General features: G+C 68.8%; 18 protein-coding genes. 12 read left to right on the top strand and 6 right to left on the bottom strand.

The window, feature by feature from the left end; genetic code table 11:
• The first annotated feature begins 53 nt into the window (after positions 1–53).
• From dnaK to fghA, 4 genes are all read left to right on the top strand, one after another.
• Complete coding sequence (gene dnaK / locus ASF43_RS03500) at positions 54–2,018, top strand: molecular chaperone DnaK (protein WP_056176679.1); 1,965 nt, start codon at positions 54–56, stop codon at positions 2,016–2,018.
• Positions 2,019–2,107: 89 nt separating this feature from the next.
• Entirely contained in the window at positions 2,108–3,256 is a 1,149-nt protein-coding gene (gene dnaJ / locus ASF43_RS03495) for a molecular chaperone DnaJ (RefSeq protein ID WP_056176676.1), read from the top strand.
• An 87-nt stretch (positions 3,257–3,343) separates the two neighbouring features.
• Positions 3,344–4,453 carry an S-(hydroxymethyl)glutathione dehydrogenase/class III alcohol dehydrogenase gene (locus ASF43_RS03490; RefSeq protein ID WP_056176673.1) on the top strand — a complete coding sequence of 370 codons (1,110 nt, stop codon included), beginning with the start codon at positions 3,344–3,346 and terminating at the stop codon, positions 4,451–4,453.
• Between the two features lie 10 nt (positions 4,454–4,463).
• Positions 4,464–5,309 (top strand): S-formylglutathione hydrolase, encoded by an 846-nt coding sequence (gene fghA, locus ASF43_RS03485; RefSeq protein ID WP_235578111.1) that lies wholly within the window; start codon positions 4,464–4,466, stop codon positions 5,307–5,309.
• On the opposite strand, the gene ASF43_RS03480 is transcribed toward fghA, so the two are convergent.
• Positions 5,310–6,407, bottom strand: a complete 1,098-nt coding sequence (locus ASF43_RS03480; RefSeq protein WP_056176667.1) for a PA0069 family radical SAM protein — start codon at positions 6,405–6,407, stop codon at positions 5,310–5,312.
• Positions 6,408–6,691: 284 nt separating this feature from the next.
• Here ASF43_RS03480 and ggt point away from each other — a divergent pair, with 284 nt between their 5' ends.
• The gene (gene ggt / locus ASF43_RS03475; RefSeq protein WP_056176664.1) at positions 6,692–8,416 is read left to right on the top strand and encodes a gamma-glutamyltransferase; all 1,725 of its coding nucleotides are present in this window, start codon (positions 6,692–6,694) and stop codon (positions 8,414–8,416) included.
• A gap of 60 nt (positions 8,417–8,476) precedes the next feature.
• Here the strand turns inward: ggt and ASF43_RS03470 are convergent, their stop codons facing one another.
• On the bottom strand, positions 8,477–9,373 hold the full coding sequence (locus tag ASF43_RS03470) for a hypothetical protein (protein WP_156373117.1): 897 nt from the start codon (positions 9,371–9,373) through the stop codon (positions 8,477–8,479).
• 172 nt (positions 9,374–9,545) lie between these two features.
• Between ASF43_RS03470 and ASF43_RS03465 the strand changes: the two genes are divergently transcribed.
• The 3 genes from ASF43_RS03465 (at position 9,546) to ASF43_RS03455 (ending at position 12,916) form a co-directional block, all read left to right on the top strand.
• On the top strand, positions 9,546–9,851 hold the full coding sequence (locus tag ASF43_RS03465) for a hypothetical protein (protein ID WP_056176658.1): 306 nt from the start codon (positions 9,546–9,548) through the stop codon (positions 9,849–9,851).
• Positions 9,852–9,890: 39 nt separating this feature from the next.
• Positions 9,891–12,569, top strand: coding sequence for a CHAT domain-containing protein (locus tag ASF43_RS03460; RefSeq protein ID WP_082497565.1), 2,679 nt, complete (start codon positions 9,891–9,893; stop codon positions 12,567–12,569).
• Between the two features lie 140 nt (positions 12,570–12,709).
• Positions 12,710–12,916: a dodecin gene (locus ASF43_RS03455; protein WP_056176654.1), complete on the top strand. Its 207-nt coding sequence runs from the start codon at positions 12,710–12,712 to the stop codon at positions 12,914–12,916.
• 21 nt (positions 12,917–12,937) lie between these two features.
• Here the strand turns inward: ASF43_RS03455 and ASF43_RS03450 are convergent, their stop codons facing one another.
• On the bottom strand, positions 12,938–14,740 hold the full coding sequence (locus ASF43_RS03450) for a YbhB/YbcL family Raf kinase inhibitor-like protein (protein WP_156373116.1): 1,803 nt from the start codon (positions 14,738–14,740) through the stop codon (positions 12,938–12,940).
• Positions 14,741–15,013: 273 nt separating this feature from the next.
• On the opposite strand from ASF43_RS03450, the gene ASF43_RS03445 reads away from it, so the two are divergent.
• On the top strand, positions 15,014–15,499 hold the full coding sequence (locus ASF43_RS03445; RefSeq protein ID WP_056176653.1) for a hemerythrin domain-containing protein: 486 nt from the start codon (positions 15,014–15,016) through the stop codon (positions 15,497–15,499).
• Positions 15,500–15,593: 94 nt separating this feature from the next.
• Positions 15,594–15,818, top strand: coding sequence for a hypothetical protein (locus ASF43_RS03440; RefSeq protein WP_056178070.1), 225 nt, complete (start codon positions 15,594–15,596; stop codon positions 15,816–15,818).
• 103 nt (positions 15,819–15,921) lie between these two features.
• Here the strand turns inward: ASF43_RS03440 and ASF43_RS03435 are convergent, their stop codons facing one another.
• The 3 genes from ASF43_RS03435 to ASF43_RS03425 are packed head-to-tail and all read right to left on the bottom strand — an operon-like array spanning position 15,922 to position 19,873.
• On the bottom strand, positions 15,922–18,258 hold the full coding sequence (locus ASF43_RS03435) for a xanthine dehydrogenase family protein molybdopterin-binding subunit (RefSeq protein ID WP_056176651.1): 2,337 nt from the start codon (positions 18,256–18,258) through the stop codon (positions 15,922–15,924).
• Positions 18,255–19,301, bottom strand: a complete 1,047-nt coding sequence (locus ASF43_RS03430) for a xanthine dehydrogenase family protein subunit M (RefSeq protein ID WP_056176648.1) — start codon at positions 19,299–19,301, stop codon at positions 18,255–18,257. Before ASF43_RS03430 ends, ASF43_RS03435 begins: the two co-directional genes overlap by 4 nt.
• On the bottom strand, positions 19,298–19,873 hold the full coding sequence (locus ASF43_RS03425; RefSeq protein WP_056176646.1) for a (2Fe-2S)-binding protein: 576 nt from the start codon (positions 19,871–19,873) through the stop codon (positions 19,298–19,300). The genes ASF43_RS03430 and ASF43_RS03425 overlap by 4 nt, the downstream gene beginning before the upstream one ends.
• 227 nt (positions 19,874–20,100) lie before the next feature.
• Between ASF43_RS03425 and ASF43_RS31975 the strand changes: the two genes are divergently transcribed.
• Complete coding sequence (locus ASF43_RS31975) at positions 20,101–20,226, top strand: hypothetical protein (protein ID WP_255358082.1); 126 nt, start codon at positions 20,101–20,103, stop codon at positions 20,224–20,226.
• 77 nt (positions 20,227–20,303) lie between these two features.
• The gene (locus ASF43_RS03420) at positions 20,304–20,555 is read left to right on the top strand and encodes a DUF3072 domain-containing protein (protein ID WP_056176644.1); all 252 of its coding nucleotides are present in this window, start codon (positions 20,304–20,306) and stop codon (positions 20,553–20,555) included.
• The last annotated feature ends 63 nt before the right edge of the window (positions 20,556–20,618 follow it).

Raw genomic sequence — 20,618 nt, 5'->3', positions numbered from 1 at the left:
GCTGGCGCCGTAACGGCACCACACCCACTTTTCAGACTCGCAGGAGAAACAACATGGCAAAAATCATCGGCATCGATCTGGGCACCACCAACAGCTGCGTGTCCGTGATGGAGGGCAACACGCCCAAGGTCATCGAGAACTCGGAAGGCGCGCGCACCACGCCGTCCATCGTGGCCTACCAGGAAGACGGCGAAGTGTTGGTCGGCGCCTCGGCCAAGCGCCAGGCCGTGACCAACCCGCGCAACACGCTGTACGCCGTCAAGCGCTTGATCGGCCGCAAGTTCACCGAGAAGGAAGTGCAAAAGGACATCGACCTGATGCCCTACAAGATCGTGGCCGCCGACAACGGCGACGCCTGGGTCGAAGTGCGCGGCAACAAGATCTCGGCCCAGCAGGTCTCCGCCGACATCCTGCGCAAGATGAAGAAGACCGCCGAGGACTACCTGGGCGAGACCGTGACCGAGGCCGTGATCACGGTGCCGGCCTACTTCAACGACGCCCAGCGCCAGGCCACCAAGGACGCCGGCCGCATCGCGGGCCTGGACGTCAAGCGCATCATCAACGAGCCCACCGCCGCGGCGCTGGCGTTCGGCCTGGACAAGCAGGACAAGGGCGACCGCAAGATCGCCGTGTACGACCTGGGTGGCGGTACGTTCGACGTGTCCATCATCGAGATCGCCGACGTCGACGGCGAGAAGCAGTTCGAAGTGCTGTCCACCAACGGCGACACCTTCCTGGGCGGCGAAGACTTCGACCAGCGCATCATCGACTACATCATTGCCGAGTTCAAAAAGGAACAGGGCGTGGACCTGTCCAAGGACGTGCTGGCCCTGCAGCGCCTGAAGGAAGCCGCCGAGAAAGCCAAGATCGAGCTGTCCAACGGCGCTGCCACCGACATCAACCTGCCCTACGTGACGGCCGATGCCTCGGGCCCCAAGCACCTGAACATCAAGCTGTCGCGCGCCAAGCTCGAGGCTCTGGTCGAAGAGCTGATCGAACGCACGATCGCGCCCTGCCGCACGGCCATCAAGGACGCCGGCGTGTCGGTGGCCGACATCCATGACGTGATCCTGGTCGGCGGCATGACCCGCATGCCCAAGGTGCAGGAGAAGGTCAAGGAGTTCTTCGGCCGCGAGCCGCGCAAGGACGTGAACCCGGACGAAGCCGTGGCCGTGGGCGCTGCGATCCAGGGCCAGGTGCTGTCGGGTGACCGCAAGGACGTGCTGCTGCTGGACGTGACGCCGCTGTCCCTGGGCATCGAGACGCTGGGTGGCGTGATGACCAAGATGATCACCAAGAACACGACCATCCCGACCAAGTTCGCGCAGACCTTCTCGACCGCCGACGACAACCAGCCGGCCGTGACGATCAAGGTCTACCAGGGCGAACGCGAGATGGCCACCGGCAACAAGCTGCTGGGCGAGTTCAACCTCGAAGGCATCCCGCCGGCCGCGCGCGGCACGCCGCAGATCGAAGTGTCGTTCGACATCGACGCCAACGGCATCTTGCACGTGGGCGCCAAGGACAAGGGCACGGGCAAGGAAAACAAGATCACGATCAAGGCGAACTCCGGCCTGTCGGAAGCCGAGATCCAGCAGATGGTGAAGGACGCCGAGCTCAACGCGGCCGACGACAAGAAGAAGCTCGAGGTGATCCAGGCCCGCAACCAGGGCGAAGCATCTGCCCACAGCGTGCGCAAGAGCCTGGCCGAGCATGGCGACAAGCTCGAAGCGGCCGAAAAAGAAGCCATCGAGAAGGCGCTGAAGGACATCGACGAAGCGCTCAAGGGTGACGACAAGGCCGCGATCGAAGAGAAGACCACCGCGCTGATGACCGCATCGGCCAAGCTGGGCGAGAAGGTCTACGCCGACATGCAGGCCAAGCAGGCGGCCGAAGGCGGTGCGGCCGGCCCCGAGGCCGCGGCAGCGTCCGCTGGCCCGGAAACTGCATCTGCAGCCAAGCCGGCGGCCGACGACAACGTCGTCGACGCCGAAGTCAAGGAAGTCAAGAAAGGCTGACCCTGCCGGCCTGATCCGCAGCGCGCCGCGTCGATCCCCCAAGGGGCCGACGCGGCGCTCGTGTTCCATCTTGCCGCGGCAGAACCAACATGTCCAAACGCGACTATTACGAAACCCTTGGCGTTCCCAAGAACGCCTCGGAAGACGAGATCAAGAAGGCGTATCGCAAGCTGGCGATGAAGCACCACCCGGACCGCAACCAGGGTGACACCGCCAAGAACGCCGAAGAGAAGTTCAAGGAGGCCAAGGAGGCCTACGAGATGCTGGCCGATCCGCACAAGCGTGCGGCCTACGACCAATACGGCCATGCTGGTGTCGACCCCAACATGCGCGGGCCCGGCGGCCCGGGCGCGGAAGGCTTCGGCGGTTTTGCGGAAGCCTTCGGCGACATCTTCGGCGACATGTTCGGCCAGCAGCGCGGGCGCGCCGGGGCCGGCGGCGGCCGCCAGGTGTTCCGCGGCAGCGACCTGTCCTACGCGATGGAGATCACGCTGGAAGAGGCGGCGCGTGGCAAGGACGCGCAGATCCGCATCCCGAGCTGGGAGAACTGCGAGACCTGCCACGGCAGCGGCGCCAAGCCCGGCACGCAGCCCAAGACCTGCACCACCTGCAACGGCCAGGGTGCCGTGCAGATGCGCCAGGGCTTCTTCAGCGTACAACAGACCTGCCCCACCTGCCGCGGCTCGGGCAAGATCATTCCCGAGCCTTGCACGGCCTGCCAGGGCCAGGGCAAGCTGAAGAAACAAAAGACGCTGGAAGTGAAGATCCCCGCCGGCATCGACGACGGCATGCGCATCCGCAGCGTCGGCAACGGCGAGCCAGGCTCCAACGGCGGGCCACCGGGCGATCTGTACATCGAGATGCGGATCAAGAAGCACGACATCTTCGAGCGTGACGGGGGCGACCTGCACTGCTCGGTGCCGGTCAGCTTCGTCACGGCCGCCCTCGGTGGCGAGATCGAGGTGCCCACGCTGGCTGGCAAGGCCGCGATCGACATCCCAGAAGGCACGCAGGCCGGCAAGCAGTTCCGCCTGCGCGGCAAGGGCATCAAGGGCGTGCGCGACAGCTATCCGGGCGACCTGTACTGCCACATCACGGTGGAGACGCCGGTCAAGCTGACCGAACACCAGCGCAAGCTGATGCGCGAGCTGGAAGAGTCGCTCAAGAAGGGTGGCGGCAAGCATTCGCCGTCCGGCGATTCCTGGACCGACAGGCTGAAGAAGTTCTTCAGCGCTTGATCCCACGATGCAGGCCTCGCGCCTGCATCGTGCATTTGGGGCGGCGTTTATAGTGCCCGACTCCCTATTACGTCAGGACTTACCGCCATGAAAACCAAAGCCGCCGTCGCCTGGAAATCCGGTGCTCCGCTGACGATCGAGACCGTGGACCTGGAGGGCCCGAAGTTCGGCGAGGTGCTGGTCGAGATCAAGGCCACGGGCATCTGCCACACCGACTACTACACGCTGTCGGGCGCCGACCCCGAGGGCATCTTCCCGGCCATCCTGGGCCACGAGGGCGCAGGCATCGTGGTCGATGTGGGGCCCGGTGTGACGACGCTCAAGAAGGGCGACCACGTCATCCCGCTCTACACGCCGGAGTGCCGCCAGTGCAAGTTCTGCCTGTCGCGCAAGACCAATTTGTGCCAGCTGATCCGCGGCACGCAGGGCAAGGGCCTGATGCCCGACGCCACCAGCCGCTTCAGCCTGGACGGCAAGCCCATCTTCCACTACATGGGCACCAGCACGTTCAGCAACTACACGGTGGCGCCCGAGATCTCGCTGGCCAAGATCCGCGAGGACGCACCCTTCGACAAGGTCTGCTACATCGGTTGCGGCGTGACGACCGGCATCGGAGCCGTGCTGTTCACGGCCAAGGTGGAGGCCGGCGCCAACGTGGTCGTGTTCGGCCTGGGCGGCATCGGCCTGAACGTGATCCAGGGCGCCAAGATGGTCGGCGCCGACAAGATCATCGGCGTGGACATCAACCCGGCCCGCCAGGAGATGGCGCGCAGGTTCGGCATGACGCACTTCATCAACCCCAAGGAAGTGCCCAACGTGGTCGATGCCATCGTGCAGCTGACCGACGGCGGCGCCGACTACAGCTTCGAGTGCATCGGCAACACCCAGGTCATGCGCCAGGCGCTGGAGTGCACGCACAAGGGCTGGGGCCGCAGCATCATCATCGGCGTGGCCGAGGCCGGCGCCGAGATCAGCACGCGGCCGTTCCAGCTGGTCACGGGCCGCAAGTGGGAAGGCTCGGCCTTCGGCGGCGCACGCGGCCGCACCGACGTGCCCAGGATCGTGGACTGGTACATGGAGGGCAAGATCAACATCGACGACCTGATCACGCACACCATGCCGCTCCAGGACATCAACAAGGGCTTCGACCTGATGAAGAGCGGCGAGTCGATCCGGGGCGTGGTCCTGTATGACTGAAGCCTCGGGCGTGAAGACACTGTCCGAACACCGCGCCTTCGGCGGCGTACAGGGCTTCTACGAACATGCCTCGGCGCAGGTCGGCCTGCCGATGCGCTTCGGTGTGTTCCTGCCGCCGCAGGCCGCGCGAGGCCCGGTGCCCGCTCTGCTCTATCTGGCGGGACTGACCTGCACTGAAGAGACCTTCGCGACCAAGGCCGGCGCGCAGAAGCTGGCTGCCGAGCTGGGTCTGGCGCTGATCACGCCGGACACCAGCCCGCGCGGCGCGCAGGTGCCGGGCGAGGCCGAGAATTGGGATTTCGGCGTGGGCGCCGGCTTCTACCTCGACGCCACGGCTGCGCCCTGGGCGAAGCACTGGCGCACCGAGAGCTGGCTGCTGCGTGAACTGCTGCCGCTGGTGGCGCAGCATTTCGCCATCGACGATCAGCGCCTCGGGCTGTTCGGCCACTCCATGGGCGGGCACGGTGCGCTGACCTTGGCACTCAAGCATCCGGGCCGCTTCCAGTCGCTGTCGGCCTTCGCGCCGATCTGCGCGCCGACGCAGTGCCCGTGGGGTGAGAAGGCCTTCAGCGGCTACCTGGGGCCGGACCGCAAGGCCTGGGCGGCGCATGACGCGAGCCTGCTGATGCAGGGCCAGCTTGCGGCGCCCTACCCGGCCGGCATCCTGATCGACCAGGGCCTGGCCGACAAATTCCTGGCCGAGCAGTTGCATCCCGAAGCCTTCGAGGCCGCCTGCTCGGCCGTGGGCCAGCCGCTGACGCTGCGCCGCCACGCAGGCTACGACCACGGCTACTACTTCATCCAGAGCTTCGTCGACGACCACCTGCGGCACCACGCCGCGCAGCTGGGCCTGTAGTCAGAACAGCGCCTGCTGCCCATCCAGCGTGGGGCGGCGGAACAGCGACAGATCGGAGCCCGCGCGCTCGCGGTTGAAACCGAGCCGCGCGCACGCTTTCTCGAAGCGTTGGCGGATCAGCTCCGCCCAGATGCCGCTGCCCTTCATGCGCGTGGAAAAGTCGCTGTCGTAGTCGCGCCCGCCCCGCATGTCCTGCACACGCGCCATCACGCGCTCGGCCCGGTCCGGGAAGTGCAGCGCCAGCCACTCGCGGAACAGCGGCGCCACCTCCCAGGGCAGGCGCAGCACGGTGTAGAACGCACTGCGCGCGCCCGCGTCCCAGGCCGCGGCCAGCACCTGCTCCATGTCTTCGGTGATGAACGGGATCTGCGGCGCCACGCTCACGCCCACCGGCACGCCCGCATCGGCCAGCGCGCGGATGGTGCGCAGTCGGCGGTGCGGCGCCGCGGCCCGCGGCTCCAGCGTGCGCGCAATGTCACCATCCAGCGTGGTCACGGTGATGTAGACGGCGGCCAGACGCTGCGCGGCCAACGGCGCCAGCAGGTCCAGGTCGCGCTCGACACCGCTGGATTTCGTGATCAGCGAGAACGCGTGCCGCGCCTCGCCCAGCGTTTCGATCAGCGAGCGGGTCAGCCGCAACTCGCGCTCCAGCGGCTGGTAGCAATCGGTCACCGTGCCGATCACGAGGCCCTGGGGCACATAGCGCGGTGATGCGAGCTCGGCGCGCAGCAGCGCGGCGATGTTGCGCTTGGCGATGATCCTGGTCTCGAAGTCCAGCCCGGGCGACATGTTGAGGTAGCTGTGCGTGGGCCGTGCGAAGCAGTAGATGCAGCCGTGCTCGCAGCCACGGTAGGGGTTGATGGACTGCTCGAAATAGATGTCGGGCGACTGGTTGCGTGAGATTGCGCTGCGCGCCGTCTCCCAGATCAGCTCGGTCGGCACGGCTGCGCCCGCGTCGGCCAGGCGCTCGTCCAGCCCGCCCCAGCCGTCATCGAAGCCGTCGCGCGCATCCTTCGAAAAGCGGTGCGCAATGCGCGTGGCGGCGCCTCGGCCTTTGATGGCCTCGATCGGGACATTCACGACAGTGGGTGGTGCCATGGGGAATTCCTCCGAACACGAAACTGTATTTATGAACAGTATAGGCAGGCGATGCCCATCGCGCCCGCCCTGGACGTTCGTCTAACACCAAGCGGCCGGCCACGCCATCCCGCAAACATGCATCGACGTAACGCTCCCGTCTCCCCAAAATGGTGCGCACGTCCCACGACTTCACGCGACCACAGGAGGCCCTGCACCCACGCACTTCACCGCACGCGACACACGGGCGGGTCACCTCTCCAGACACGGCTTGCGCCCACGACACCACAGAACAAGGAAGCAAGATGACGACATTCCATTTCGGGGACATCAGCCGGCGCGGCCTCATTGCGTCGGCCCTGCTCGCAGGCCTCGTCGGCTGCGGTGGCAGCAGCGACGACGAACCCCAACTCACGGCCGCAGCGGTCTCCTCGCCCGACCAGTTCGGCGCGCAGGCCGCCAAGCAGGTGCTGGACATGGGCGGCAACGCCGTGGACGCCGGCGTGGCCGTGGCCTTTGCGCTGGCCGTGACGCTGCCGGCCGCCGGCAACATCGGCGGCGGCGGCTTCATGACCATCTACATGGACGGCAAGCCCTATTTCGTGGATTACCGCGAAAAGGCGCCCGGTGCCGCCACGCCCACCATGTACCTGGACGCCAACGGCAACGTGATCCCGCGCCTGAGCCTGGACGGCTCGCTGGCCGCTGGCGTGCCCGGCACCGTGGCCGGCATGCAGGCCGCGCACCAGAAATTCGGCAAGCTGCGCTGGAACCAGGTGCTGGCCCCCGCCATCGGCTACGCGCGCAACGGCTTCACCGCCTATTCGACGGCCCAGCCCACCAGCTCGGCCGCACGCGGCAACTTCAACAACTATTTCGGCGGCAAGATGGTCGCCGGCCAGCTGTTCAAGCAGCCCGAGCTGGCCGACACCCTGCAGCGCATCAGCGACAACGGCGCCGACGAGTTCTACAAGGGCCGGACGGCCGACCTGCTGGTTGCGCAGATGGGCCGCACGAACGGCCTGATCTCCAAGGCCGATCTGGCGAACTACCAGGCCGTATGGCGCGACCCGGTGACCATCAACTGGAACGGGCACATGGTCTACACCGCGCCACCGCCCAGCTCGGGCGGCTTCGGCATCGGGCAGCTGCTCAAGATGAAGAGCTTCCTGGCACCGCAGTTCGCCAGCGCCCCGCTGAACTCGGCGCAGTACCTGCACCTCACGGCCGAGATGGAAAAGCGCCTGTTCGCCGACCGCGCGCAGTACCTGGGCGACTCGGACTTCTTCAAGGTGCCGATGACAGAGCTTCTGTCCGACGACTACCTGCGCCGGCGCGCGGCCGAGGTCAACCCGCTGGTGCCGACACCGCTGGCCAACATCAAGCCCGGCCTGGGCACCGACTACCCGGCCGGCCTGGCCGCCGACGAGAAGCCGCAGACCACGCACTTCTCCATCGTCGACAAGTGGGGCAATGCGGTGTCGAACACCTACACGCTGAACGGCGGCTACGGCAGCGGCATCGTGGTCGAGGGTGCAGGCTTCCTGCTCAACAACGAGATGGACGACTTCGCCGCCAAGCCCGGCGTGCCGAACCAGTTCGGCGTGGTCGGCTCGGACGCCAACTCGGTGCAGCCCAACAAGCGGCCCCTCTCGTCCATGAGCCCCACCATCGCCACCAAGGACGGCAAGGTCGCGCTGGTGCTGGGCACGCCCGGTGGCTCGCGCATCTTCACCAGCGTCTACCAGGTGCTCGTGAACGTTCTGGACTACCAGCTGCCCATCGCCCAGGCCCAGGCGCAACCGCGCTTCCACCACCAGCTGCTGCCCGACAACGTGATCGAGTTCGAGGCCAGCAAGTACCCTGCCTCCGTGGCCACCGACCTCACGGCGCGGGGCTGGATCATGCGCGACGGCGTGCTCGGCGGCTTGAACATCGAGGCCGTGCAGGTGGTCGACAACACACCGGTCCCCGTGACCGACCCGCGCAGCCCGAACGGCCTGGCGCTGGTGATTCCGCCCGTGAAGTGATCGCGGGCCGGGCCGGGTGCAACGCCCGGCCCGTCGGCCGCCGCCTTGCGGCAGCGCGGCTCAGGGGACCGCCTGCCGCTTGCCCGCCAGGTACTCGGCCAGGTCGGTCTCGTGCAGCTGGCGCGGGTAGCGCTCGGTGGCCTCGAACCAGCGCTGCATGCGCAGCTCACGCTGCCGCGTGGCCGGGGCGCGGCTGGCCGCGAACCAGGCCTCGATCGCAAGGTAGTAGCGCATGGCCGTGCGCTCGATCACGCCGCGCATGCCACCCACATAGACGTCTTCGCCCTGGCCCTCGACCTTGGTGAAGCCGACCTTGTCGCGGCCGAAGGTCGAGAGGTAGGTGCGCATGCCAAGGCGCGCCGCCGTGCTGAACCGGCAGGCATAGGCGAACGACAGAAAGCTCTTGCCGCCGGGCAGCGCGATGGCGTCCAGCACGATGCGGTAGTTGGCCGTGCCCAGTGGGCCTTCGGGCGCGGTCATGACGATCTGCAGCGCGTCGGGCCCGGCCTGCACGCGGTCCCAGCGGAAGTCCAGCAGGAACGCGTCCTTGGCCGCATGGTCGTGCTTGCGTGTGACGGCCATCGCCAGGTTGGTGCTGCCGCTGCTGCCGTCGCCCGCCACGCAGCGCTTGGTGTTCAGGTGCAGCACGAGGATCTCGCACCAGGCCTGCGGCCGGCTCAGTGCGGCGCAGAGGTCGGCGAATGCCGTGTCCACCACCGCATGCACCTGGCCGCGCAGTTCGGCATCCGCCTCCGAGGAGCTGATCAGCAGGGGCTGGCCCAGCGGGCTGCTGGCCAGCTGTGCACGCAGCGCCTGGTACTCGCGCATCAGTCGCTCGCGGACCGGCGCGTCCTGCGCCATGGCCACGCCGGCCAGGCCGGCGAGCAAGGCCCCCAGGACGCCGCGGCGCGCCCATGGCCTGGGCATGGAAGGCGTGGACGGCAGGGGCTCGTGCATGTGGTGACCCGGGAAATGCGCAACGCGATAAGGACATCGTGCGCCGCGCCAGGCGCGCGCGCATCGGCATCTTAGGGGACGTTGAACCGCTGCGGCGGGTGCCTGCAGCAACGCTTGCCCGAACGCCGAAATACTGTACATTCAACCAGTCATTGAGCACAGAGGACACACCATGGACACCACCACCGAGACCACCTACACCGTCGCCCTGTGCGACTACCCCGAACTGCCCGACCGCGAGCGCATCGCGGCCGAGGTGCGCTACGGCCGCGCGCTGGAGCGCCGGCTCGGCTCGGCCGAGGGCGTGGCACAGACGCTGCGCGCCGTGGTCGCGCTGGCCGAGGAAGGCCATGACGAAGACCCGTCAGCGCAGACACTTGCCTTGCGCTGGCGCCTGGCCAACACCGCTGCCCGCCAGCTGGGGCTGCAGGGGCTGGGCGACCTGCCCAGCGCCTACTTCCACGTCGCATTGCGCTGAGCCTGCCGGTGGCATGATGGCCCGCAGGAGGGGCCATCCATGCCAGGCATCGACGTCGGAACCCAGGAGTCCACAGCGACCCTGCTCACCCGGTTGCGCCAGCAGGAGCCGGGCCTTGCCGACCGCTGGCAAGCCTTCATGGCTGCGGACCAGAGCGACGCAGTGATGCTGGTCGAGGCGGCCACGCTGGCCCAGGCGCTGGCAGCGCGCGGCCAGCATGCGCTGGCCGCGCGGCTGTGGAAGCTGTGCGGCGACCTGCACCACCGCGGCGCGGCGCCCGACCTGGAGCTGGCCATCGCCGCCTATGGCGAAGCACTGCACGGCGCGCGGGGCGATGAACGCTGGCAGGTGCTCATGGCACTGTCGACATGCTGGGACACCCGCGTGACCGGCACGCGCGCCGGCAACATCGAGCAGGCGTTGCAGATGGCCGGTGCCGCCGCGGCATTGGCAGAGCACCTGACAGCCGACCAGCGCGCCGAGTCCGCCATGGAATTCGGCTTGCTCTACACCCGCCGCGTGGCCGGCGACCCGGCCTCCAACCTCGCGCAGGGCCGTGCGGCGCTGCACGATGCCATCGCCTGGAGCACCAACGCGCAGCTGCGGCTGCAGGCGCGCTACAACCTTGCCGTCGCCGACATCGAAGACGTGCTGGACCGCTCGGGCCATGCGCTGCAGGCCGGCGTCGCGGTGCTGCGCGGCATGCTCGAGGCCGAGGTCTTCGGCGTGTTCGATCCCCTGCAGCAGCAAAACCTGCTGCAGACCCTGGCGGTCGGGATGGCCCGGCAGGCCGCGCTGCCGGGCGGGGCCGGCCCTGTCGCCGCGCTGCGCGAGGCCGCCGCGCTGGCAGAGATCGCCCACACCATGGCCCTGCAGCACGGTACGCCCGTGCAGGCCGCGCGGCTGGCGCGCGTGCGGGCAAGCATCGCTGCCGACCGCACACGCGTGGGCGACGGCGATCACTTCGACGAGGCCCTGGACCTGTTGCGCGACGCCGGCCAGGTGCTGCGGCGCGACACCGCGCCCTACGACTACGCCCGCGTGCAGCTCGCCCTGGCCCACACCGTGGTCAGCCTGTCCGACCCCATGTTCGTGCCGGCGCTGGCCATCCCCATCCTGCGCGACGTCGTCGACATCCTGACGCCGGACGTCGACCCCGACCACTGCCGCCAGGCCCAGGTGGCGCTCGGCCGCCAGCATGCCAGCCTCGGCGAATGGGCGCAGGCCGCCCAGTGCTATTCCGTGGCTTGCGACGCCTGCGAGCGCCTGCTGGCCGGCACCGAGACACGCGCGCGCCGCGCCCACGAGACCGGGCCCAACGCCGAAGCCCATGCGCTGCACATCGATGCGCTCAGCCGGTTGCAGCCCGCCGATGCCGCTGCGCACGATGCGCGCGGCTGGGCGGTGCTGCAGGCCATGGAGCACGGCCGCGCCCGACTGTTCCTGGACATGATGGGCCTGCGCCCGCTGCCGCCGCAGCCAGGCCTTGCGCCGGGCGATCTCGAACAGGAAGCCCGCCTGATCGCGCAGCTGCGCTGGACGCTGCCCGCCACCGCGCCCGACGCGGCGCCGACGCTGGACGCCGACCTGGAACCGACGCGCCTGGCCGAGCAGCGCGACACGCGTGCGGCGCTGGATGCGCTGTGGACCCGCATGGCACTGGCCAGCGAGGCCGGCCGCCGCCATGTCGCCCTGCGCCGCACTGCGCCACCCGGCCAGGCTGCGCTGCAGGCGCTGGCGCTGGATGTGGGTCCGCGCAGCGCCAGCCTGAGCCTGTTCGTCACACCGCAGCGCATCGTCGCCGCCTGGCTGGCCCCTGGCGCGGCGCCACGCGTGCGCCACCTCGACATCGACGCAGCGCGTCTGCAGGCCGGCTTGCTGCAGCCGTTCGCGCGCAACGTGCTGTCGGGCGACGGCGAGCCCCGCCCCGTCCACGCCTGGCAGGCGTTCGGCGACACGCTGTTCGGCCCCTTCGCCGACCAGCTGGCCGGCATCGACACCTTGTGCATCGTGGCCCATGGGCCGCTGCACGGCCTGCCGCTGCACGCGCTGCACCTGCAGGGCGCGCCGCTCATCGCGCAGGTGGCCGTGGCCTACGCGCCCTCGCTGGCCGTTCTGGCCTCGGTGCGCAGCCGGGCGCAAGCCGCCGGGCCGGCGGGCGAGCCCCTGGTCGGCAGCTATGCCGACGAGGCCACGGACATCGAGGAATTCCAGGCCGAGACCAACGAGGTCGCCCGGCTCCACCACGCCCAGGCGCGCGCACAGCTGGCGCGCGCCGAGGTGCTGCGCGATGCGGCCAGCGCCCCACTCGTTCACCTGGCCTGCCACGGCGCCTACGACGCCGACGACCCGCTGGCCTCGGGCGTGGAGCTCGCCGGCGGCACGCTGACCGCACACGACATCCTGGCGCTGCAGCTGCGTTGCGAGCTGGCGGTGCTCAGCGCCTGCGAGACGGGTCGCCAGGCCGCCCCGCAGGGCGACGAATTGCTGGGCCTCACACGCGCGCTGCTGCAGTCTGGCGCGGCCTGCACCTTGTCCACACTGTGGCGCGTGTATTCCGACAGCACGACGCAGTGGATGCGCCTGTTCCACGACGCCTGGACCCAGCCTGGCACCACGCGCGCCGCCGCCTTCCAGTCGGCCACGCTCGCCCTGCGCGCCACCGACAGCGACCCGCGCGCCTGGGCTGCGTTCGTCCTGACCGGCGACGCGCGCTGATGGGCGGCGCATGTGCCGCGCGAGCTTGCCCTTCTATCAGCCCAAAAGCGTGGCCGTGGGGCTGGTACCAGCTGCCCCGCCTGTCCTGAAGCGCCCTAAGATGGCCCCGGCCTTCCACCAAAAACTTCTGGAGACAACCCATGTCCAACCATGTCTACAAGTCGCTCGAGCTGACCGGCTCATCGCCCACCAGCATCGAGGATGCCGTGCAGACCGCCATCGCCAAGGCGCATGAGACGGTGCGCAACATCCATTGGTTCACCGTCACCGAAACGCGCGGCCATGTCGTCGATGGCAAGGTCGCGCACTGGCAGGTCAGCCTGAAGGTCGGCTTCACGCTCGACTAGGCGCTTCGGCCGCGCCCGACCTCACTTGGGCGGCTTGACCTGCTGCTGGAAGGTGCCCACGAGCTCGCCCTGCGCCACCACGTGGCCGCGCATGGCGGCCAGCAGCTGGTCACGGTCGGCGCCGGGCGGCACCTGCAGCATGGTGTCCAGCGCGAACACCTGGAAGTGATAGCGGTGCGGCGCGTCCATCACGGGCGGGCGCGGGCCGTAGTAGCCGGGTGAGCCGCGCGTGGTGGCGCCCTGCAGCACGCCATCGGGCTCGGTCAGGCGCAGCTGCTCCTGCAGACCCTCGGGCAGGTGCGTCACGCTGGCCGGGATGTTCCACGCCAGCCAGTGCACGAACGGCGTCACGGGCCTGGCGTCCGGGTCCTCCATCACGATGGCGTAGGAGCGCGCGCCCGCGACGGCCGTCCACGTCAGCTGCGGCGAGACGCCGTCGGCGTATTCACTGTGCTTGGCCGGGATCGCCGCCTGCGGCGCGATGGTGGCCGAGGTGACGGTGATGGCGCCTGCGGCGCGCGTCTCCTCGCGGTCCTTGGCCAGCGGCACGCCGCCGCCACGCATGGCCTGCTGTTGCATGGGCCCGGCTGGCGGGGTGGCGGCTGCGGCCATCTGCCCGGCACCGCCGCGGTAGGCCACGCGGTAGATCGTGCCGTTAGCATCGTCGGACATCAACAGCGCGCCGTCCTTCGCCACCGCCAGCCCGACCGGCCGCGCGATGTGCGTACGGCCGCCGTCGGTCAGAAAGCCGGTGACGAAGGGCTCGAACTTCTGCGGCTGCCCGTCGGCAAAGCGCACCCGCAAGATCTCGTAGCCCGAGGCCGGGTTGCGGTTCCATGAGCCCCGCATGGCGACGAAGGCGTCACCGGTGTACTCCGCCGGGAAGGAGCCGCCGGGGTAGAACAGCATCTGCATCGGTGCGGCATGCGCCGTATAGCCCAGCACCATCGGCGTGCTGAGCGCCTTCCACTGTTCCTTGCTGATCTCGCCGACCGGCGTGCTTTGCGGATTGACGCCACCCGCACCCCAAATGTGCGGCCAACCGTACTGCCTGCCACGCTCGATGCGGTTGAGCTCCTCGGGCTGCACGTCATCGCCCAGGAAGTCGATGCCGTGGTCCATGCCCCACAGCGCGCCCGTGCGTGGCTCCCAGCCGAAGCCGATGGTGTTGCGCAGGCCACTCGCGAAGATCGTGCGGCTCTTGCCGTCCGGGGTTGCGCGCAGCAGCGTGGCGTTCTCCGGGTTGGACTCGTTGCACGCGTTGCAGGTCGAGCCCACGCTGATGTAGAGCATGCCGTCCGGCCCGAACGCGATGGTGCGGTTCGGGTGCTGGCCCGAATCGGGCAGGTCGCCGATCAGCATCTCCAACTCGCCCAGCGTGCCATCGGGCTTGATCGGTGCCTTGAAGATCTCCTTGACCGTGGCGATGTACAGGCTGCCGTCGCGGATCGCCAGTCCATGCGCGCCAGCACGGTTCGCCACGATGCGCCCGCCGTCGTCGGCGCGGCCGTCACCATCCTGGTCGCGCAGCATCACCACATCGCCCTGGTCGCGCCGGCTCACGTAGACCGTGCCATCGGGCGCGACGGCCAAGATGCGCGCATTCTTCAGGCCATTGGCGAACACGGTGACGCCGAAGCCTGCCGGCGCCTGGATGGCCGCCAGGCGCTCGTGCGTCAGGTCGACCTTGGCGGGCTTGAAAACATTGGTGCGGATGGGCACGTCGGTGCCGTCGCCCTGCTGGGCGAGCGCAGCCATGGCAAGGCCTGCAGCCACGGCGGCCACGGCCGTACGGCGCAGAAGTTGGATCGATTGATGGGGCATGGGGCTTCGAAAGTTGGGGTGAAGGGGGGGTGTGGCCTGCAGTGTCCGAAGGCGCGTGGAGCCTGCGTGTCGGCTGGGCCGACGGCGCTGCGTAGGACCGAGGGGGGGCTCGCCAGGCGCGCCCGCTTGTGCGCCCTGGCTGGCAGGCACGACGGCATCGCAGCTGACGCGCCCTCTGCCGCATCAACCCCGACAGCCACGCACAGCGCCTACGACCACGTGCCCGCAAGTGCGCCAATCTAAAGACCTCCACAACCCGAAGAGGACACCACGATGACCACCCGCCACACCCCCGATGCCTGCACGCTGCTCGATGCCGACCACCGCAACGTCAAGAAGATGTTCAAGGAGTTCGAGGAGCTGACCCATTCCAAAGCCCAGGCCACCGTGCAGAAGAAGCGCGCACTTGCCGACCAGATCTGCCGCGAACTGACCGTGCATGCGCAGATCGAGGAGGAAATCTTCTACCCCGCCCTACGCTCGGCCCTGAAGGACGCCGATCTGCTGGACGAAGCCGAGGTCGAGCATTCGACCGCCAAGGACCTCATCGCCCAGATCGAAGACGGCGATGAGAGCGACCCGAAGTGGGACGCCAAGGTCATCGTTCTGGGCGAGTACATCGACCACCACGTGAAGGAAGAGCGCAGCGAGATCTTCGTCAAGGCGCGCGCCGCCCGCGGCCTGGACCTGGTGGCCATGCGCGACGAACTGCAGGCGCGCAAGGAAGCGCTGATGGAAGAGCACACCGCCGCGGCCTGACGCGCCAGGCGGACTACGCCAAGGCTGGCCCGTGGATGACACGGCGCTGCCGCGCAAGCGTCACGATGGGGCCATCACAACACAGGGCTTCAACATGCTCACAAGACCAGGGGGCGCCAGCCCCGATACTCCCGCGGTGGACCGGGCCGAGAAGAAGATCGGCGCCGTGCTCGGCGATCTGGAGAAGGAGACGGGCGGCGAAGTCAAGGACATCGGCCTGGAGGACATGGTCGACACCGACGAGAACGGCCGGCCCGTGGTGCAACGTGCCGTCGATGTCCAGGTCCAACAGCGGCCCAAGCGCGAATGGTCGCGGTGAACTTCTAAAGCTGCAGCAGGCCCCGTTGCGATCCCCGCCTGTCCGGGCGCGGGATCGCTTGCACGTTCCGGCGCCGTACGTGTCAGCCCGGACGCATCGCTCCTCACGTCTGCACTGCCCCGATGCCGATGCCGCTGTCCCCTGCCGCCCACTCTTGCGACGGCGCCATGACCTTGTCCGGCGTCATTGGCGTGGACCGCACGCGGCGCCCGGTTGCGTGAAAGATGGCGTTGGCCACGGCGGCGGCGACGCCCACCAGGCCGATCTCGCCCACGCCCTTGGCGCCCAGCCGGCTCACGATGCGGTCGTCTTCGTTCACGAAGATCACATCGATGTCGTGGATGTCGGCGTTCGCTGCCACGTGGTACTCGGCAAAGCTGTGGTTCATGAACCGCCCCAGCCGGTGGTCGGCATGCGTTTCCTCGTGCAGCGCCTGGCTGATGCCCCAGACCACGCCGCCCAGGATCTGGCTGCGGGCCAACTGCGGGTTCATGATGCGGCCCGCAGCGATCGCGCTCACCACACGCGTGACGCGGACCGTGCCGAAGTCCTCGTCCACCCGCACCTCGCAGAACACCGCAGAGTGCGTGGCGCGCACGTACTTCCTCTGCTTGAGGATGTTGGGCAGCATCAGGTACTTTTCCTGCAGATGGTCGAGCCCGGCCTGCGCGAGCACGGTCGATAGCGCAACGGCCACCGGGCCGCTGGCCCCGTCGAAACACATCGCGCCGTCGCGAAACCGGATGTCGGCGAAGCGCGCGCGGGCAAAGGGCTTGCCGGGCAGTGACAGCGCCATGCCGAACAGCGTGCGCTGCAGCTTTTCGCACACGCCTTCGACCGCAGAGCCCACGGTGGCCACGTGCGAGGAGCCGCCTTCGATCGGCGCCACGGGCAGGGTCGAGTCACCCAGGCGGAACACCACCTGCTCCAGCGGCAGGCCCATGGCATGCGCGGCGATCTGCGCCATGACCGTGTAGGTGCCCGTGCCGATGTCACTGGCCGCGCTGCTGACCACCAGCCGCCCGTCCGCATGCAGCACGGCACTGGCGCGCGCGAACATCTGCATCGCGTCCCACTGGCCGGTGGCCATCCCCCAGCCGATCAGCTCGTTGCCCTCGCGCATGCTGCGCGGCGCCATGGGCCGCTGGCTCCAGCCGAAGCGCGCCGCGCCCTGTTCGTAGCATGCGCGCAGCTCCTTGGTGGAATACGGCAGGTCCTGCGCTTCGTCGCGCTCGCTGTAGTTTGCAAGGCGCAGCGCGAGCGGGTCCATTCGCAGCGCGTAGGCCAGCTCGTCCATCGCCACCTCCAGCGCGTGCACGCCGTGCGCGGCGCCGGGTGCGCGCATGTCGATCGGGCTGTAATGGTCGAGCTGCACGACCTGGTAGGCCAGCTTGACGTTCTCGCACTTGTAGAGCTGGCCCGACCAGTTCACGACGACCTCGACATAGTCTTCGAGCCGCGAGGTCTCGGCGATGGCCTCGTGCATGACGGATTGCAGCCTGCCCTGCGCATCGGCGGCCAGCCGCACGCGCTGCCAGGTCTCGGGCCGGTGGCCGAAGGTGAACATCTGCTGGCGCGAGAGCACCACGCGCACCGAGCGCTCGAGCCGCAGCGCCGCCATCACTGCGAGGATCAGGTTGTACTGCGGCCGCAGGCCCGAGCCGAACGCGCCGCCGACGAAGGGGTTGCGCACCGTCACCTGGTCCTTGGACAGCCCGAACACCTGCGAGACCATCCAGCGGCTGTTCTGCGAGCTCTGGCTCTTGTCGTAGATGGTCAGGTGGCCGTCGCGCGCGCGCAGCACGGTGGTGGCGTGCATCTCCATGGGGTTGTGGTGCTCGACACCGGCGTAGTAGGTGCTGTCGACTTTCACCAGGGCGGCGTCGAATGCCGCCTCGGCGTCGCCGGTTGCGGCCGGCGGCGGCGAGAAGCCGGCCTTGAGCCGGCTCGGCTTGTAGCCGCGCTCCAGGTTGGCCAGCAGATGCGTCTCGTGCGGCTGCTGTTCGTAGTCCACGCGCACCAGCGATGCCGCGTAGCGCGCCGCCTCGAAGGTGTCGGCCAGCACCAGCGCCACGGGCTGTCCGCTGTAGAAGATGGCGTCGCTGTGGAAGGGCTTGAACGGCGAGCCGGCGGGCGCCGTCATGTCCTTGTAGAACAGGTCGAGCTTGCGGGTGTTGGGCCGGTTGGCGTGCGAGAGGATCTGCGCAACGCCTGGCACGGCCAGTGCCTCGTCCAGGTGCATGGCGACGATGCGTCCTTTGGCGATGGTGCTGTTGACCACCACGCCGAAGGCCATGTCCTCCGTCAGGTGTTCAGCGGCGTAACGGGCCCCGCCCGTCACCTTGGCGCGGCCGTCGACGCGTGCGACCGCGTCGCCCTTGCGCACGTAGCCCGTGCCTGGCTCGGCGACGGGTTGCACATCGATGTCGTCGCGGTTCATGGCAGGTTGTCCCCGGTGTTGGTCACGGTGCCAAGCGCAGCGGTTGCCAGCGCACGCACGACGGCGCGGCGCGCCATCGGAATCTTGAAGGCATTGCTGCCCGGCCCCACGCCCTGGGCCTGCGCACCCTGCAGCAGCTGCGCCGCCGCACGGTCGAAGCTGGCCGTCGTCGCGGGTGCACCGACCAGCAAGGCCTCGGCCGACGGGTCGCGCCAGGGCTTGTGCGCGACGCCCCCCAGCGCGATGCGCGCACTGCGGATGCGCCCGTCCGCGTCCAGGTCCAGCGCCGCGGCCACCGACACCAGCGCGAACGCATACGACAGCCGCTCGCGCAGCTTGAGATAGGCCGAGTGCGCCGCGTAGTGCTGCGACGGCGGCACGACGATCGCCTCGATCAGTTCGTCCGGCGCCAGCGTGTTGTCGAGCTCGGGCTGGTCGCCGGGCAGGCGATGGAAGTCGGCAAACGCAATCTGCCGTGCACCGCGCACCGAGCGCACGTGCACCACGGCCTCCAGCGCCGCCAGCGCCACGCACATGTCGGATGGGTGCGTGGCGATGCAGTGGTCGCTGGCGCCGACGATCGCGTGCTGGCGCGCCAGGCCGTCGAGGGCGGGGCACCCCGTGCCCGGCGCGCGCTTGTTGCAAGGCACGCCGGCGTCGTAGAAGTAATGGCAGCGCGTGCGCTGCATGAGGTTGCCGCCGTTGCTGGCCATGTTGCGGATCTGCGCCGACGCGCCAGCCAGGATGGCCGTGGACAGCAGTGGCAGCTGTTCGCGCAGTTCGGGGTGGTAAGCGGTGGCGGCATTGCGCGCCAGCGCGCCCAGGCGGAACGCACCGTCCGGCAGCCGTTCGATGGCCTGCGGCGGCAGCCGGTTCAGGTCCACGATCTGGCGCGGGCGCACCAGGTTTTCCTTCATGAGATCGAGCAGGTTGGTGCCGCCGGCAATCAGCTTGCTGGCGTCAACCGCCGCAGCGCCCGGTGCTGCCATCTGCTGCAGCAAGGCGTCGACGTCGGTGGCGACGCTGTAGTCGAAGCCGTTCATGCCGGCACCGTGCCGGTGACGACTGCTGTGTGGGCGCGCTCGCCGCGCGCATGCGGCTGGCCCAGCGCGACCTCGGCCACCGCCTGCGCGATCTGCACGTAGGCCCCGCAGCGGCACAGGTTGCCGCTCATAAGTTCGCGCACGTCGTCCAGCGTCCTGGCCTGGCCTTCGCGGACCAGGCCAACGGCCGAGCACAGCTGGCCGGGCGTGCAGTAGCCGCATTGCAATGCGTCGTGCTGGATGAAGGCGCGCTGCAGCGGATGCAGGGTGTCGCCATCGGCCAGCCCTTCGACGGTCGTGACCTCGCAGCCGTCGCGCATCACGGCCAGCGACAGGCACGACAGCACACGCTCGCCATCCACGAGCACGGTGCAGGCACCGCATTGGCCGTGGTCGCAGCCCTTCTTGGTGCCCGTGAGCCGCAGCTTGTCGCGCAGCAGGTCTAGCAGCGTCACCCAGGCCTCGACCTGCAGCCGCTGCACGGCGCCGTTCACCGTGATGTCGATGCTGTGCGTGGAAGGTCGGAACGGTGTGGGGCTCTGCGAGGCAGACCCGGGTTGGCTCGCTGGCATGCTGGCTACTCCTTGGTGTGCTGCATTCTTCGAGGGCGCCTGTGCGGGCCAGTGTCGGACGGCGCGCCGTCGCAGCGGGTCTGAAACCCGCGACAGGCTGGCGCTGCGCAGCGGCCACGGCCTAGGCGACGCACTTGCGCGGCCCGACAGGGGGACCGGGCTGCGGCCTACGCGCCCGGTGCGGCCGCGCGCCGCATGCTGTGCTCCTCGGAGAACAGGAGCTTCCCATGATGAATTTCTCGCTGTGGTTCGCGCTGGCCTTTCAGCAGGGACAAAAGATGTCGCAGGTTGCCCTGTGGCCTGGCCTGTCCCAACTCGGCGCCAAACCGCCGGCTGCGCCCGACCGCAAGTAGCCGCTAGAACCCTCTTCCACCGACTGTGAGGGCCTTTGCCCGACCGGCCGTTGGCAACACCCGCCACAGGAATTCTGATGACCGACAAGCAGACACAAGCCATCGCCGACGAAGGCAACATGGAGAAGGACCCATCGACCTGGGTCACCGGCGATGAACCCATGACGGGGGCCCAGCGCTCCTACCTGACGACCCTCAGCGAGGAGGCCAAGGAGCCGTTCGACGGTTCGCTGTCCAAGGCCCAGGCCTCCGTGCGCATCGACGAGCTGCAACAGCTGACCGGGCGCAAGCCGCCGGACCACCAGCCGGTGACCGATCGACAGGAGTAACAGCCTGCGGCCACGGCCGCAGATCGGCCCCACGGCCGCCATGCGAGGTCTAAGATCGCCTTC

This window comes from Pseudorhodoferax sp. Leaf267, from assembly GCF_001422405.1.
In the GTDB taxonomy this organism is placed as follows: domain Bacteria; phylum Pseudomonadota; class Gammaproteobacteria; order Burkholderiales; family Burkholderiaceae_C; genus Pseudorhodoferax.
The sequence above is the reverse complement of the archived record's forward strand: the minus strand, read 5'-3'. Positions and strand labels throughout refer to the sequence as shown.

Coding starts and splice junctions, on each gene's coding strand:
- ASF43_RS03430 (WP_056176648.1), bottom strand. CDS start 19,301: ATGAACGGCTTCGACTACAGCGTCGCCACCGACGTCGACGCCTTGCTG.
- ASF43_RS03465 (WP_056176658.1), top strand. CDS start 9,546: ATGGACACCACCACCGAGACCACCTACACCGTCGCCCTGTGCGACTAC.
- ASF43_RS03435 (WP_056176651.1), bottom strand. CDS start 18,258: ATGAACCGCGACGACATCGATGTGCAACCCGTCGCCGAGCCAGGCACG.
- ASF43_RS03420 (WP_056176644.1), top strand. CDS start 20,304: ATGACCGACAAGCAGACACAAGCCATCGCCGACGAAGGCAACATGGAG.
- ASF43_RS03425 (WP_056176646.1), bottom strand. CDS start 19,873: ATGCCAGCGAGCCAACCCGGGTCTGCCTCGCAGAGCCCCACACCGTTC.
- ASF43_RS31975 (WP_255358082.1), top strand. CDS start 20,101: ATGATGAATTTCTCGCTGTGGTTCGCGCTGGCCTTTCAGCAGGGACAA.
- ASF43_RS03480 (WP_056176667.1), bottom strand. CDS start 6,407: ATGGCACCACCCACTGTCGTGAATGTCCCGATCGAGGCCATCAAAGGC.
- ggt (WP_056176664.1), top strand. CDS start 6,692: ATGACGACATTCCATTTCGGGGACATCAGCCGGCGCGGCCTCATTGCG.
- dnaJ (WP_056176676.1), top strand. CDS start 2,108: ATGTCCAAACGCGACTATTACGAAACCCTTGGCGTTCCCAAGAACGCC.
- ASF43_RS03440 (WP_056178070.1), top strand. CDS start 15,594: ATGCTCACAAGACCAGGGGGCGCCAGCCCCGATACTCCCGCGGTGGAC.
- ASF43_RS03445 (WP_056176653.1), top strand. CDS start 15,014: ATGACCACCCGCCACACCCCCGATGCCTGCACGCTGCTCGATGCCGAC.
- ASF43_RS03455 (WP_056176654.1), top strand. CDS start 12,710: ATGTCCAACCATGTCTACAAGTCGCTCGAGCTGACCGGCTCATCGCCC.
- ASF43_RS03490 (WP_056176673.1), top strand. CDS start 3,344: ATGAAAACCAAAGCCGCCGTCGCCTGGAAATCCGGTGCTCCGCTGACG.
- ASF43_RS03450 (WP_156373116.1), bottom strand. CDS start 14,740: ATGCCCCATCAATCGATCCAACTTCTGCGCCGTACGGCCGTGGCCGCC.
- ASF43_RS03460 (WP_082497565.1), top strand. CDS start 9,891: ATGCCAGGCATCGACGTCGGAACCCAGGAGTCCACAGCGACCCTGCTC.
- dnaK (WP_056176679.1), top strand. CDS start 54: ATGGCAAAAATCATCGGCATCGATCTGGGCACCACCAACAGCTGCGTG.
- ASF43_RS03470 (WP_156373117.1), bottom strand. CDS start 9,373: ATGCACGAGCCCCTGCCGTCCACGCCTTCCATGCCCAGGCCATGGGCG.